The sequence below is a fragment of the Vibrio sp. V39_P1S14PM300 genome (assembly GCF_009904765.1).
Lineage (GTDB): Bacteria > Pseudomonadota > Gammaproteobacteria > Enterobacterales > Vibrionaceae > Vibrio > Vibrio proteolyticus.
This window is the reverse complement of the sequence record NZ_WXWP01000148.1, coordinates 4,278-17,094: the sequence shown is the minus strand read 5'-3', so window position 1 is coordinate 17,094 and position 12,817 is coordinate 4,278. Positions and strand designations below refer to the sequence as shown.

17 protein-coding genes are annotated in these 12,817 nt (G+C 53.8%); all 17 read right to left on the bottom strand.

Translation table 11 applies throughout. From position 1 onward, the window contains the following. Positions 1-22: 22 nt before the first annotated feature. The gene (locus CAG65_RS07330) at positions 23-574 is read right to left on the bottom strand and encodes a hypothetical protein (RefSeq protein WP_161453132.1); all 552 of its coding nucleotides are present in this window, start codon (positions 572-574) and stop codon (positions 23-25) included. Next, positions 575-1,369, bottom strand: coding sequence for a hypothetical protein (locus CAG65_RS07325; RefSeq protein ID WP_161448541.1), 795 nt, complete (start codon positions 1,367-1,369; stop codon positions 575-577). Next, positions 1,370-1,927, bottom strand: coding sequence for a phage tail protein I (locus CAG65_RS07320; protein ID WP_161448543.1), 558 nt, complete (start codon positions 1,925-1,927; stop codon positions 1,370-1,372). Further along, entirely contained in the window at positions 1,924-2,808 is an 885-nt protein-coding gene (locus tag CAG65_RS07315; RefSeq protein WP_161453130.1) for a baseplate assembly protein, read from the bottom strand. The genes CAG65_RS07320 and CAG65_RS07315 overlap by 4 nt, the downstream gene beginning before the upstream one ends. Then, positions 2,805-3,143: a GPW/gp25 family protein gene (locus tag CAG65_RS07310; protein ID WP_161448547.1), complete on the bottom strand. Its 339-nt coding sequence runs from the start codon at positions 3,141-3,143 to the stop codon at positions 2,805-2,807. Before CAG65_RS07310 ends, CAG65_RS07315 begins: the two co-directional genes overlap by 4 nt. Before the next feature lie 4 nt (positions 3,144-3,147). Then, entirely contained in the window at positions 3,148-3,777 is a 630-nt protein-coding gene (locus CAG65_RS07305; RefSeq protein ID WP_161453128.1) for a phage baseplate assembly protein V, read from the bottom strand. Further along, positions 3,777-4,313, bottom strand: coding sequence for a hypothetical protein (locus CAG65_RS07300; RefSeq protein WP_161453126.1), 537 nt, complete (start codon positions 4,311-4,313; stop codon positions 3,777-3,779). Before CAG65_RS07300 ends, CAG65_RS07305 begins: the two co-directional genes overlap by 1 nt. A gap of 9 nt (positions 4,314-4,322) precedes the next feature. Continuing rightward, entirely contained in the window at positions 4,323-4,904 is a 582-nt protein-coding gene (locus CAG65_RS07295) for a hypothetical protein (RefSeq protein ID WP_161453124.1), read from the bottom strand. Next, positions 4,867-5,205: a head-tail joining protein gene (locus tag CAG65_RS07290; protein ID WP_161453122.1), complete on the bottom strand. Its 339-nt coding sequence runs from the start codon at positions 5,203-5,205 to the stop codon at positions 4,867-4,869. Before CAG65_RS07290 ends, CAG65_RS07295 begins: the two co-directional genes overlap by 38 nt. 71 nt (positions 5,206-5,276) lie before the next feature. Next, entirely contained in the window at positions 5,277-5,783 is a 507-nt protein-coding gene (locus CAG65_RS07285) for a hypothetical protein (RefSeq protein ID WP_161453119.1), read from the bottom strand. 63 nt (positions 5,784-5,846) lie between these two features. After that, positions 5,847-6,884, bottom strand: a complete 1,038-nt coding sequence (locus CAG65_RS07280) for a major capsid protein (protein WP_161448557.1) — start codon at positions 6,882-6,884, stop codon at positions 5,847-5,849. 39 nt (positions 6,885-6,923) lie between these two features. Next, entirely contained in the window at positions 6,924-7,265 is a 342-nt protein-coding gene (locus CAG65_RS07275) for a head decoration protein (RefSeq protein WP_161453117.1), read from the bottom strand. A 10-nt stretch (positions 7,266-7,275) separates the two neighbouring features. After that, positions 7,276-8,625 carry a S49 family peptidase gene (locus CAG65_RS07270; protein WP_161453115.1) on the bottom strand — a complete coding sequence of 450 codons (1,350 nt, stop codon included), beginning with the start codon at positions 8,623-8,625 and terminating at the stop codon, positions 7,276-7,278. After that, positions 8,618-10,177, bottom strand: a complete 1,560-nt coding sequence (locus CAG65_RS07265) for a phage portal protein (protein ID WP_161453113.1) — start codon at positions 10,175-10,177, stop codon at positions 8,618-8,620. Before CAG65_RS07265 ends, CAG65_RS07270 begins: the two co-directional genes overlap by 8 nt. After that, positions 10,177-10,386 carry a gpW family head-tail joining protein gene (gpW, locus tag CAG65_RS07260; RefSeq protein ID WP_161453110.1) on the bottom strand — a complete coding sequence of 70 codons (210 nt, stop codon included), beginning with the start codon at positions 10,384-10,386 and terminating at the stop codon, positions 10,177-10,179. Before gpW ends, CAG65_RS07265 begins: the two co-directional genes overlap by 1 nt. Further along, positions 10,383-12,347: a terminase gpA endonuclease subunit gene (locus CAG65_RS07255; protein ID WP_161453108.1), complete on the bottom strand. Its 1,965-nt coding sequence runs from the start codon at positions 12,345-12,347 to the stop codon at positions 10,383-10,385. Before CAG65_RS07255 ends, gpW begins: the two co-directional genes overlap by 4 nt. Beyond that, positions 12,235-12,817, bottom strand: a 583-nt coding sequence (locus tag CAG65_RS07250; protein WP_202599308.1) for a helix-turn-helix domain-containing protein, incomplete at its 5' end; no start/stop codon positions are given. The genes CAG65_RS07255 and CAG65_RS07250, both read right to left, overlap by 113 nt.

Sequence of the window (12,817 nt, the reverse complement as noted above, 5' to 3'; positions counted from 1 at the left end):
GCCCACTGAGAAAAGTGGGCGTTTATGGGGTCAGTTCGGGCGGCTCCGGGAACGGGTTGTCTTCTTTGATTTTCAGGTAAGCCGCATCGGCCTGGATACGGTATTCCGCAGCTTTGATAGAATCACCTTCAACGCTCTCAATGGAAACGGCTTCATTTCTTAATCGGTCCACCATGATTGTGTAGAGTTGGTACCGACGATCATTGACCTGCTTGTAATCGTACTCAAACTTGGCTTGTTCGTCCGTCTTCCACCCTGATTCCGTCCAGTAGTCAAAAATCGTAACAGGCTTATCTAAGGTATAGTCGTTCGTGACTAACGAAATGTCGTCAAACTCTTTCAGCTCGCGAGTGTCTTTATGGTAAGCCGTGATGCTAACCTGCTTATTTTTGACCACCCAGTTACATTGGTTTGTTGGCCAATAAGGGACTGCGTCGTTTTCATCACGAAAAGAATAGTATTGGTTGTCACCGATTCCCTCACTTGGCAGCGGTTTGTCTGTTACAAGCGGTCGAGCAACATGAGTTGAAATCTCCCGCAAAGGTGCACCGGTTTTACTGTCGAACTGAATCATTTAAAACGCTCCTTTAGGTAACCAAATTAACGGTTCATAGAAAATACCCATGGAATCAGTGTATGTATCCGTCCGTGCGCTTCGTGATAAATCAATATCCAATCTAACCGCTGTTGCTGACGAATATGATGTATCGAGATCTATCGGGTTATTTGAAACTGAAGGAACACTCTGTTGACTCACAACAGCGCCGGATGTGTTTAAAATTAGACTGTTTGATGTCGACTTTCGGATATCAAACGAGCCATACACGTTTTGAATGTGATCGCCTTTACTTTCCCCTGCAACACCATATTGTCCTGCGGCTTTCAAATGCATTTTTACAGGCAGATTCGGCGTAGTGAAATAGTCACCATTTTCGTCCGTGCCATAGCCCCAGTATCCGCAGTAGCGGTCGATATCAGCCGCCTTTGTCGCTTCTTCAACTAAATTTGATAACTGCTGTATCAGCGTATAGGCCGTTAGATATTCGTTGACATAGCACTTTTGTCCTACGGCAGGCGCAACGTAATCTGAGTTCGGGGTGTAGCCGACGCCCGCGCTATACACCGGCGTAAAAATCAGAGCACGAAGAAGCTTGCTCGACAACATGTATTGATTTAATGGGTCGGGCGTTTTTTCCGGATCCAGTTTGTCTTTAATAGTTTCTTGCTGTTTTTTAAGGTAGGCCGTTCGGTTCGCTAGTTGTTTAGGCTGACGGTTGGCGATGCCTTCTTCCCCACCTATCACGGCATCCGTCGTTTCAATCAGGTAAACCTGCTCTTCCCACTCCGGGGTTTCTGTAATACTTCCCATTTAGGCAACTCCAAAGTTGTATTGGCCGTCATAACGAATCTCGCCGTTGTACGTAAACAACGCTTCCGTAAAATGCAGCCCTTTTAAAATGCAGTGCAGCGGCGCGGTCATATCCAGCAGCATCTTCACCTGCTCGGCCTGCTCGTTCGTGATGGCCCGTTTCAGGTAGATACGATACATCGCCCAGGCTTCGTCCCAGTTGTAATAGATGTGACCGTTATAAGTTTGTTTTCCGTCGTAGAACTTCCCGCCCAGCCCCTCAAGAATATCCACTTCCTCATACCCGGCATTACGCAAAATGCGTCGGATACTGCTCGGTGTACCGCGCAGCCGGTGCACGTTGTAAGCATCGATAATGGTCTGCTCTTTGGCCGCTCTCGGCCAGTTGTCGTCCCAGACATCCACATCCATGGTCAGAGCCAGCACATACAGTAGCGACTCCGGGCAGGTGCGCGGGTTCCATAAGTCACGAATGGGCGAGCTCATGTCCGCCCGGGTTACCTGCTCGAGCGCCTTTTCCATCGCGGTGGCATTGGGCGGCAATAGAGAATCGCTCACACATCCCCCTTAGCAGTGATAACGATGCCGGTGCAATAGGGCGCCGTGTCTTGGTCAGCCTGATAATTGACAAAGCCTTGCAAGTCGACGTCACGCACCCCTTCCAGATGCATCGCCGCATCCAAAGCAGAGGTACTGACCAACGCGCCAATACGGTGCTGACGGTCGGTATACGCCTCAGTGTTGCTTCGGGCCGTCGCCAGAATGCTCTCTTTGGCAGCGGTGTTAGCTATGTCCAGAACAGCGGTGATTTGATACTCATGGATAAGCGCCGATTTGACAGTGCCGTCACAGCACAGCGGCCGGACGTCCTCTTGGTTAATGTGTGCGTCCACGGTCGCAATCAGCGAGGCATCCGCCTCACCGTTTGCCGTATGACTGAGCACCACCACCGCAATTTCCCCGCCGCGCACCCGATAGGCATACGCATCTTTGACCTGCGCGGAAGCCGACAACGCATGAAAGATGTATGACTTTCTCGGTCCGGCGGTGGAAATGCCCGACCATGCAAGAAGGCAGCGACGCCGCAGGGACTCGTTGGACTCGTAGATGGGCTCGATAGGCGGCGTAACCGTATCGTCACCCGGCTGGATTAACTCGCGTTTGAGGTTAAAGAACGCCGCCAGATTGTCGAGGTCTTCATCCATCGACCACGGCAGCATTACCGACAGCGCCGCATCATTGACCCGCTGTCGCTCGTTGACGGCTGAGTAGGCCGACACTTCCAGATTCGCCACGGTCGGGTCCGACTCCACATCGGCATCCCATTGCGGGTAGAGCGTTTTCAGTTGCGCCTTTTTTCCGGCCAGTTCGGTCTCAAAGTCCAGATCTTCTTTGACCTTCGGCTTTGGCAAGCTGGACAATTCAATCGTCGTACTCATTTAATCTCAATCCCTTCCAGTTTGATGGGCTGGCCGTCTGGCAAATAAATACCGGTTAAATCAATCTGCACCTTGCCCGGTGTTGGACTGGTCACGGAGACCGATTGCAATTCCAGGCGGGGCTCCCAGCGTGAGAGTGCCTCGGCCGTTGCAGCAATCATGTCCATCTGGATGCTGGCGTTAAACGGGGCATCCACCAAACGGGGCAATTTCGAACCAAAGGTTCGCCGCATGACCCGACTGCCGATTGGCGTGGTCAAAATGGTCGCAATGCTTTGTTTGAGGTGCGCGCGACCGACCAAAGCGCGTCCGGTCTGGTTGTCTGTTCCGTTCATCGCATTAACTCATTGGGGTGTCGGGGAGTGGACCACCGTCATGACGGTGGCCGTTGTACTGCGTTCGCATCGCCGCCATTGAGCCGGTCATATCTTGGATGTGCGCCGCCGACACAATGTCTTTCAGCGCCGCAATCTTACCTGAAGTGGTCAGGTTGCCAGTCTGGTTGTAATCGCCTTTATGGCGAACGTCGGCGTTGATGTAAAACGTGTTCGCATTCAGCGTCGCATCGCCTCCGGCAATGGTGATCGTCAAATGATGCTCGGCCCGGTCGTATTCCACCCGGGTATTGTCGTCATACACACAAACATGTTTGTTGGGGTCCACGCTGGCAGGCGGATTGTCATCGGTATTCATACCCAGCAATACCCAGCCATTACGAAGGTCACCACTCGGCGAGAAAATCATGCATTGCTCACCGACCTTGGCCGGATCCGACTGACGCTTATGACCCGCTCGCTCTTCAAAATAACGCAACCAGGTGGTGGTCACCGGCTCCCCTGCCTCATCCACGTCGTAAGCCACTTTGACACGCGGAGGATTGTGCTGCACCGCAGACACATGCCCGCCTCGGATAAGGTTCGCCACACGTTGGGAAAGCCGGTGAATCAGATACCAGGGGTCTTCACTCATCAGGACTCCTGTGGAACGTTCAGAACAACTTCATAATCGGAGTGTTTGTCCGGGCCGACATCAGGGTAATACCCCACCATCACAGTACCCGGCGTAAAGGTTTGAGCGCTGATTTCAACCTGACCGATAGTCAGAGGCTGAACCCAGCGAATCGACCAGACGGCGTAGCCATCCAGCTCAGGGTTGAACGAGTCCGGCTCCGCACTGGTCAATACGGCAGGGCGAATTTCCAGCCCAAAGCGACACTCATCAATCAACAGGCTCAGCATCATCGATGCATCCCGCACTTTGACCTGATAATCCGGATCGCTGAATCCATACACCACAAGCAGCTCGCAGTTGACGTTCAGTGTCAGCTGGCCATTGCCTTTTTGGTTGTCGCTCTTATCCCAGTCCAGAACCGAGAAAAACGCGCAGGGCGTGGCCAGTTCCGTTTCGGTTTCCGGGTAATGTTCAACACAGGTTAACCAATCCACTTTGGTGGTGAGATAGTCAAGAACCGCAGAATGGTATTCCGCCAGCGTTACGTTCGCCATGGACAGCCTCTATTTTTTTGGCCGAAGGGCAATCCGACCTTTAATGTCTGTTGTGAAATGCCGGACGAAAATCTCCGGAATTTGTTCAAAAATCTCGTCTTCAATACGTACATGCAGCGCATCGTCAATCTCCACCTGCACCGTTTCATATCGCTTGGCACTGGTGCGTCGGAACATCATCTTCTGGCCATTTTTCTCGATCACAAAGCCTCTGGCCTCATGGACCCGGGAAAGGCGCGGGGATGTCGGCGTGAACGTGGCACCACTGTCTTTCGTCGATCGGAGCCGACCACGCAGCGCATGCACCGGGACCGGATTCAGGCCAAACCACAACTTGAGTTCATCCAGCGCTTTGCCACCTTTCTTCAGCCTGAACTTTTTCAAACGGGCGCGGATAAGCTTGAGGTTTTTCGCTTGCAGTTCGTCGCGCATCAGCTTCGCAGCCAGTTTGTGCACCGTCACCGCCGTACGGGCCAGCGCCCGGTTGTAAGCCAGGCGCATTTCCTTTTCGGTGGCGCCCACGCTGTGTCGAATCGCCGTCAGTTCATCGAGATCAATATCGAAGATCTGGGATTGTTGAGGACTGGCCATCCGCTCTCTCCGACAACGTGAATTGCGTTTCGCCATCGTATTGCGGATAGCGCTGTTCAATGTAAAAGTGTAAGGCTTGCCCATCGGAGAGCATCAGCGTGATAGGGGTCCGTCTTGCCAGATGATGAGCATCGCCACTGCGCACACTCAAACGGGCCTCTTGGGTATCCACCTGACCGCCCGCTGCCAGCCGGCTGACCAGCCCTTCGGCATCAAAAATGCCACGAACCGGCTCCTGGCCATTAACCAGCACATCAACGTTACCAAACGTCTCATAGATGGCCGCATCTGCCTTTTTCATAGCCTCTTCAAATATCGAATCAAACATAAAAAACCTATAAAAAAGGCGCGAAAATCGCGCCTGTCCATCCGTTATAGCCGAGCCATAAAACACGCTAATTGAGCTTCGACCGCTTCCATCGCCGTGTCTTCATCGAGATACGGCGTGTCACCGCTCTTAATAAGCGTAATGTGGCCATCAACTTTGGCCTGAAACGCTTTCAGTACTTGGACCTGAACGAACCCTTGGTCGTTGGTCAGCACTTCAGGCGCCTCACCGTCTTCCGTCAGGGTTTCATCCGGTGGCAACTCACCCACGCCGACCAACACCACAGGGCGGTCGTCGATTTCGCTCTCGTCGATTTCATCACCGGCTGAATCGTCAGCGTCATCATCTTGCGTTTCGGCGTCCGTTTCACCTGGATTGGTTTCATCATCCGATCCCCCCTCATCAGGCCCGTCTGGCAGCGACGCTTCCAGTTCGTCGATCATGATGTTCAGTTTCGCTTCTGTCGTTCTGTCATCGTACGGTACTTTGTCCAGACCAAGTTCGTTGCACAGCGCATCAATGCGTTTTTTCAGGTTGTCTTTTCGGCTCATGATATTGTCCAAAAAAGGATTGGGACCATGGTCCCAATCGTGATCTCTCAGTAAAAAGGCCGCTTACGCGACCTTCACTACCACCACTTTGTTCACGTCGATCAAGTACATCGCAGGCGCGGACTCGGTCTTGGTATAACGCACTTCCGGGTCACCCCCTTCCGTCCAGTCCTTGACGTAACGCTCCGCTTCATCAAAACCTTCACGCTGCGCGGCCTGGTCCTGAATCTGACCGTACAACCGAGCGCCGCGAACGGCGGTGTGCGCCAGGATAAGGTGATAGTCACGCTGCACTTTCTGAGTCACGCCCGCGCGGTCGATGTACTCTTCATCCACCACCACAATCGTGACATCACCCAGATTGCCTTTAATGCTGACCGTAGCCCCCAGATCTTTCAGAGCCGTTTCCAGCTGAGACTTGGAGCCACGGCGGGTTTCCACCTTGTCATTGAACGTCGTGAACTCACGCATCAGTGCCCAGGTTTTCGGATCCGCAATCACCACGTTCGTCAGACCTTCCGACTCGGCCGCCCATTTTTCAATGTCCGCCACGATGTCATAGGTTTTGCGGTCTTGGTTTGTCCACAGCGCTGCACCAATCAGGGTGATGTTGTTGTCCGGATTTCGGCCCGCATCGATCTCGTAAGGCTGATCGATGTACGGGCTGTCAATAACCGTTTTACCGTCATAGACCATTTCCGCACACATCAGCTCTTCACGGTCGCGAACCGCTTGCTCTTCAATGTCGAGGTTTTGCATCACAATCGCGTTCTGGCGATCACCCGCTGACATCGCGCCTTTCATTGGCTCACCCGGACGACGTTTGACGCTCTGGTTGGCCGTGACGGCATGTTTGGACTTCACGTAAGCCGGTTTAAAGGACGACGTTTTAAAGCCCTGGTTGCGATCAATCGCCGCCCCAATCATCGGCGAGCAGTACGCCGCGATTTTGGTCTTGTTCGGGATCATATCCAGGTCGACTTTTTCCGTGTTAAAGGTGTACATCTCACGGAAGAAAAAACGCATAAAGAAATTGTCACGGCGAATACCGGCTTGTTGAATGGCGCCCAGCAGTTCGCGTGTCGTGTAGTTATCAGGCATAAGTCACTCTTTGCTTAAATCGTTAAGAAAAACGACGAATCAGTATTCGTCGTCTACGTACACCGCACTGCCAATGAAAGCGGCGCGCTTGGCCTTATCGGTGATGCCCCCATCCGGCCAGTTCACAAAGCTGATGCGAAAGCCGCCTTGCAGGTAAACGGTCGACAGCTGATCAACGCCCGTGCTCACCACGTCACGAGCAGAAAGCGCAACGGCCGTGCCCGGTGTACCGTCCCAGGCAACCAGCGTGGCCGTGTCCGTAGCATCAAACATCAGTGGTGTTCGGGCCGCAAACGCTTCTCCGGCTTTGATGGTGGCGCGGGCGGTCACCGGTGACCCAATCCAATGTTCATCTGGGGTGTATTCTGTGTTCTCACTCATGGCGTCGTCCTTAGTCGATGCGGTTGTAGGAAGAAGCCAGCGCGTTGATGTGCTGCTGCTCCTCGGTTACGTCGGCCGAACTGACATCCTGACCCAGTGGGTCACCGTGTTCAGCCGCCAGGGTTTGAAGTGCGCTACCGGCATCATGAGCGGTAGCAACCGGAGCACTGGCCAGAATGTCTCGCGCTTCCTCAACGGAGATCTTCGGGTTGTTCGCCAGTCGGTTGGCGAGCGCTTCCCGGCCCTTGCTTTCTTCGAGCATCATGATGCCCATGCAACGCTCTCGCTCCTGCGTGGCAGGATCGCTGGCGGATGTCGCCTCGCTGGAAGCCGCGGCTGCGGCCTGCTCAGGCGTCGGAGCATCGTCTTGTGGATTGGTCACGGAGGCCGATGCTGCCGCATTGGTTTGCGTCGTCGTGGCCTCGGTCGTGGTTTGGTCTTGCACCGTCATAGCGGCTCCCCTATCAAAGGTGGTTGAAGATGTCTTGAAGTGGTCCGCCATCAGTTGAACCGCATCAAGCCCGTTGACGACTTCGTTTGCGAAGCCAATATCGACCGCCGCCTGACCTTCGTAGGTCTGCGCTTCGGTCGCCAGAATTTTTTTCACGTCGATCCCCATGTATTGCGCTGCTTTTCCGGCAAACATCTGACGCGTGGCTTCCGCTTCCGATTGCCACTTCTCCTGCACTGCTTTGGGCAGGGACTGGTAAGGGTTGCCGTCGGCCTTGTGATCCCCAGCGGTCACCAGCGTGATTTCCACGCCTTGTTGGTCGAGCATTTTTTCCACGTTGGTGTGGGCCATGATCACGCCTACAGAGCCACCAATGCCCGTTTGAGTAATCAATCGGCGGGAGCAGGCACTGGCCACCATCTGACCCGCACTGCAGTGCATGTCATAACCGAGTGACCAGATAGGTTTCACCTGGCGCAGCTGCGCAATCTTGTCCGCCAGATCAAAACACCCGGCAACCATGCCGCCGGGCGTGTTCATATCAAGCAGGATGGCGCGGACATCCGGGTCCGCCATGGCCTCGTTCAGTCGGTACATGATCCCGTCATAGCCGGTCATGCCGGAATAAGGTTTGATGTAACCGTATTTGTGCACCAGAGTGCCATCAATCGGGATCACGGCGATGCCATGGTTCACCTGGTAGCTCCGATCGCCAGAGCGCCCTCGGGCGTAACCCGCCGCGACCTTTTTCATGTCCTGCTCTCTGAGTACCGAGCCATCGATGTCCGTCAGTTGGACCACGTTGCCAAGGCGCTGACTGAGCGCAGAAAAGAACACCCGGGCGTAGCCCGCTTCCAGAGCCAACGGTCGGTTAAAGGTGTTGCTGATTAAGTGTTGTAAATTACTCATTGGCACTCTCGTTTGGGTTGTCCGGAGCCAGCGCCTGCAGCTTCATCCAGCTCGGCGGTGGCAAACCTTTCGTTTTTCGCTCTTCCATTTCAGCGACCTGTTGCTCGAAGATTTCCTGATAGTCTTCGCCAAGCAACGCGAGCTCTTTTTCGTAGGTCGACAAACTGCTGTCGATACGAAGCACCGCTTCCTTGACTTCTTTGAGGCCATCAATCGCCAGACGACCGGAGCCAATCCAGTCACACTTGGTCCACGCATACCGGCGCTCGTAAAAGGTAAAGCGCGCTTTGCGAGGCAACGTGATGTACCCGCGCAGCAGCATCTCTTCAAACAACAACGTGAAGATTTGGCTGGCGAACCGGTTGGCAATTATTTTTCGGCGACCCATGAAATAGCGCCAGGAGTCGTTATGGGCGGCTCGGATCGTGCTGTAAGACATTTGCGAGTAATTGCGCGACAGTTGGGCATAATCCACCCCCAAACCAGCCGCAATGTAACGGATAATGGACTGTTCAAGCGCCGCAAACCCATTGTCAGCATTACCCGCACTGTGCAGGTTTATCTTGTCACCCGGCATCAGATGAGGCAGTTTTACGCCGTTGAACTTCACTTCATTCGCGGCGTAATACTCGCCGTACTTCATCAGCATTTGCTCTATGGCGCCCTCTCGCTTTCCGGCACCAAAGAGAAATTCCATCGCCTGGTCGCTGCCCAGTTCCGACTCAATGCTGGCGGCATACATGGCATTCACGATGGCACGCTGGAGCGTGGTGTTTTGCAGCGTATCCAGCATCTTGAGCTGCTCAAGACTCGATAAGAACTTGTTGACGCCCCGACATTGCCCGCCTTCGCTGGGCTCAAACACATGCAAAAATCCCATCCGACCGGAGCGGGTAAATTTGGGAACCCGGCGCCAGCGTTTGGCCATGCCAAAGTTGTCCGCACCTTCTTCGATGTGATAGGCCACCGCCACGCCGTGACGGTTGAAGTCCATCCCGCCACGCAAATCCGGCTTGTCCATCGCATAGTTCGGGTTATTCACTTTTCGCGGTGCGACCATACGAATGCAGGTCGAGAACGGCGAATGCCGGCTCTCTATCCATTCCGGCTTTGCCATGATTTCACCAGCGTTGGCGTGGGTTTCCACCCCTTCACGCATCATCATGGTGAACGTCCGGCGCCGCTCGGCATCGATAAAGCAGTTCGGATCTTCCGCAATGTCACGAAAAATCGCCTCCACTTCCCGGACAAAGCCTTTGTCCGGATCAATGCCAAGCAGTAACCAGTTGGGTTTGTAACTGAGACGAAATTCAGAGCCAATGATGTGGTCCTTATGTAGCTGGATCCCATTGGCCGCGATGCCGTTGTTGCGGGTAACGTCGTCTGTACGCGCATTGGCTTGCTTCATGACGGGCAAAAACGCCGCATCGACGGATTTGGAGGCTGGATTCCAGTCTCGCATTTGATCACCAAACCCCGACCCGCCCGCTCTGAACACCGCCTCTCTCAAGGGGGTCTGGCCATCAGCTGCCAGTAGTCCGATATTATTCATTAAAATCCGACTCCCGCTGGACGACGGCGACGCGCACTGCCCATACCCAGTTGCTGACGCAAGTCTTCAATATAGGCACGCAGTTCGTGTATGTTCGCCCGGTTAAATTCGACCCGACGCTCTCCTTTTTGAACGGATACCGCCATGGTGCCTGTCTGCAGCTTGTGATAAGCACTTTCTGCTTCCTGCAGCATTTCTTGTAAAGTCATCGTCCACCTTTGAGTCGTTCGGCCAGCTCAGCCATGCTGAGTCCGGAGGATGGTTGTTCGGAAGCTGGCTCTGGCTCATCGAGCTCCAGGCCAAACTTTTGGATCAGGATATTGAGTGCGGCATAGGCGTAGTTCCAGCCATCGAGCGCTTCGTCAAAGGGATGGTATTGCTTCACCCATCGCCACACCTGACGATTGGATTTGTCGTACTCCAGCTTTTTGTTGGCCGAGCAAAGCTGTTTGAAAAACTCATCACCCGCAATCTCGTCATCCAGAGGAAAATGGATACAACCGGGGACCGGCTCATCGCCTTTTGGTGTTAAACACAAACGGCTATATAGGCGCTGTTTAATGCCATCCGTACCCAAGCGGGTCAGATACACTTTTTTTGCGTTTTTCTTGCGAGGAAATGTCTGAATGGGTTTGCCGTACTGGTTTTCCCCTTGAATGGGGATCACCCAGGTCACACTGTGATGGCGACTCATGGTGTACACGTCATCCGTCTTATGGCCCATGGCATCCCAGCACCACAATTCCACGCCCATGGTGTCGCCATTGCGCTTTTTGTAGGTCCGGTACAGCATTTTTCCGGCCGCATCTTTGAGCGTCTGCGTGGAGAGATCGCCTAAAAGCACGATGTGCTCAACCAACCAACACTCTTCACCGGCGCCCCAGGCCCAAATGTAGAGCTCTACCCGGTCATCCTGAGTGTCGATGCCTCCAGTGAGCACGACCGCCCGATCCGGAACCGGGTTGCTGCGCCGTTCACCGACCCACCACACTTCCCGACGGGATTTCAGGTGTTCCCAGTCCAGTTTCTCGCCGTTCTCCCCTTCCCAGAGTTCACCTAATGACAGGTTTACGAACGTTTTTAGCTGGATTGGGTCATCTTTCTTTTTCAGAAACTCTTTGACGATGCCGCGCCAGCCTTCGCTGAGTTTAGTGTTGTAACCAGACCAGATATGCAAGCCAACAGAGGTCGGCGTGGGCGCGGGGTGACCGTATTCGTCAAAAAACGCATGGCCATCCTTTGTCCAGGTGCCGTCTTCCGCTTTCCAGCGTCCGGCTAGCTCCATTTTGTACAAATGTTGGTAATAAATGGGGTCGTCACACCCGAGGCAGCGGTAATAAACGGATTTCGCTTTTTTCGCTAACGTTGGCTGAGTGTTATCCCACTTGAAACCGTGTTTGGCGTCTTTACTGCCCCATTCTAGGACCTGCTCCTTACCACAATGCGGACAAGGGAGATAAAACCGAAAAGTGAGCTCCATCCGGGCCATCAGCCGCTCGATGTGAGACTCCCCTTTGTTGGTTGGCGTGGTACCCCAGCGCGCCATGGGAAAGGCAGCGCCCTCAAGACGTTTAAACGCCAGGTCAATGGGGTTACCTTCTTTGCCGACTTCCCAGTCCCAGCCATCGATCTCATCACCGAACACCGCGCCTTTGGTCAAAGCGCGCATGTTGCGGGGCGTGGAAGTACCAAGAATATGCAGAGACCAGCCAGTGCCTTTCTTATACGACACAGTATTTCGCTGATCTTTGGCAAACAGTGCCGGAAAGATGCGATGCATGATCGGCATTTCCTGCCAGGCGGCATCAATCTCCGTCACCGAGATGTTTTTGGCGTCACTCTCTGTCGGAACGTAGATCACGGAATTCGTTTTGAACTGAGCGTGCAAGCAACTGTCGGCAGCCACGACTAATTTTGACCAGCCGACACGTGCAGACTTTTGCATAGTCAGCTCGGTAATGGCCCGATTGCACATCATATTCAGCGGCACAATCTGAAGAGGCAGTGTCTCCCAGAACCCTTCCTCCTGAGATGAACCAGCCGCTAACCGGAAATGCTTATCCGCCCATTCCGATCCCTTGATCGGCAGTACTCTCCTCATCCCCATCAAGCCACGCCGGACCTTCATCCGGATCGCCGTCAATGTAGTCTGAGAAGTTGGGTTGAACATCTGCACACTCATTCAATACTGCTGCAATCACGGCTTCCAACACTTCCACCGCTTCGGGTGGCATGTCCGACCAGGCGTTTTTGAGTTTAGGGAGAAGGGTGTCGAGGCGCGTTCCCACTCGGGTACACACCTGCTCTAACGTGTCGACGATAAGGTCGATGGGGGCGTAACTCTTTTCAAACAGAACGCGCTTGGCCCTCATCATGGCCAGCTTTTCACGCCGCTCTTCCAGTTTGAGTTCACGCTCAATTTTCTCGAACGTTTCCTCTTCATTGTCGTCGGTTTCCGGTTTTTCACTTCCGGATTTTGACCGTTTTAAATAGGTGTTATAGGCATGAATACACGCCAGCGGATCCCAGCCGTTTCGTCCCTTGGCCGCAGGCAGAAACCCTTTAGCCGCAAGGTTTCGGACCTGTCTGTCTGATAGACCAAGGAGCTTCGCTATATCCGACTGAGTAAACTTTTTGCCA

Bases quoted from the DNA above. Each gene is read 5' to 3' on its own strand.
- CAG65_RS07330 (WP_161453132.1), bottom strand. From the start codon at position 574: ATGATTCAGTTCGACAGTAAAACCGGTGCACCTTTGCGGGAGATTTCA.
- CAG65_RS07265 (WP_161453113.1), bottom strand. From the start codon at position 10,177: ATGAATAATATCGGACTACTGGCAGCTGATGGCCAGACCCCCTTGAGA.
- CAG65_RS07305 (WP_161453128.1), bottom strand. From the start codon at position 3,777: ATGAGTGAAGACCCCTGGTATCTGATTCACCGGCTTTCCCAACGTGTG.
- CAG65_RS07255 (WP_161453108.1), bottom strand. From the start codon at position 12,347: ATGTTCAACCCAACTTCTCAGACTACATTGACGGCGATCCGGATGAAG.
- CAG65_RS07295 (WP_161453124.1), bottom strand. From the start codon at position 4,904: ATGGCCAGTCCTCAACAATCCCAGATCTTCGATATTGATCTCGATGAA.
- CAG65_RS07325 (WP_161448541.1), bottom strand. From the start codon at position 1,369: ATGGGAAGTATTACAGAAACCCCGGAGTGGGAAGAGCAGGTTTACCTG.
- CAG65_RS07290 (WP_161453122.1), bottom strand. From the start codon at position 5,205: ATGAAAAAGGCAGATGCGGCCATCTATGAGACGTTTGGTAACGTTGAT.
- CAG65_RS07270 (WP_161453115.1), bottom strand. From the start codon at position 8,625: ATGAGTAATTTACAACACTTAATCAGCAACACCTTTAACCGACCGTTG.
- CAG65_RS07285 (WP_161453119.1), bottom strand. From the start codon at position 5,783: ATGAGCCGAAAAGACAACCTGAAAAAACGCATTGATGCGCTGTGCAAC.
- CAG65_RS07275 (WP_161453117.1), bottom strand. From the start codon at position 7,265: ATGAGTGAGAACACAGAATACACCCCAGATGAACATTGGATTGGGTCA.
- CAG65_RS07310 (WP_161448547.1), bottom strand. From the start codon at position 3,143: ATGAACGGAACAGACAACCAGACCGGACGCGCTTTGGTCGGTCGCGCG.
- CAG65_RS07315 (WP_161453130.1), bottom strand. From the start codon at position 2,808: ATGAGTACGACGATTGAATTGTCCAGCTTGCCAAAGCCGAAGGTCAAA.
- CAG65_RS07280 (WP_161448557.1), bottom strand. From the start codon at position 6,884: ATGCCTGATAACTACACGACACGCGAACTGCTGGGCGCCATTCAACAA.
- CAG65_RS07300 (WP_161453126.1), bottom strand. From the start codon at position 4,313: ATGGCGAACGTAACGCTGGCGGAATACCATTCTGCGGTTCTTGACTAT.
- gpW (WP_161453110.1), bottom strand. From the start codon at position 10,386: ATGACTTTACAAGAAATGCTGCAGGAAGCAGAAAGTGCTTATCACAAG.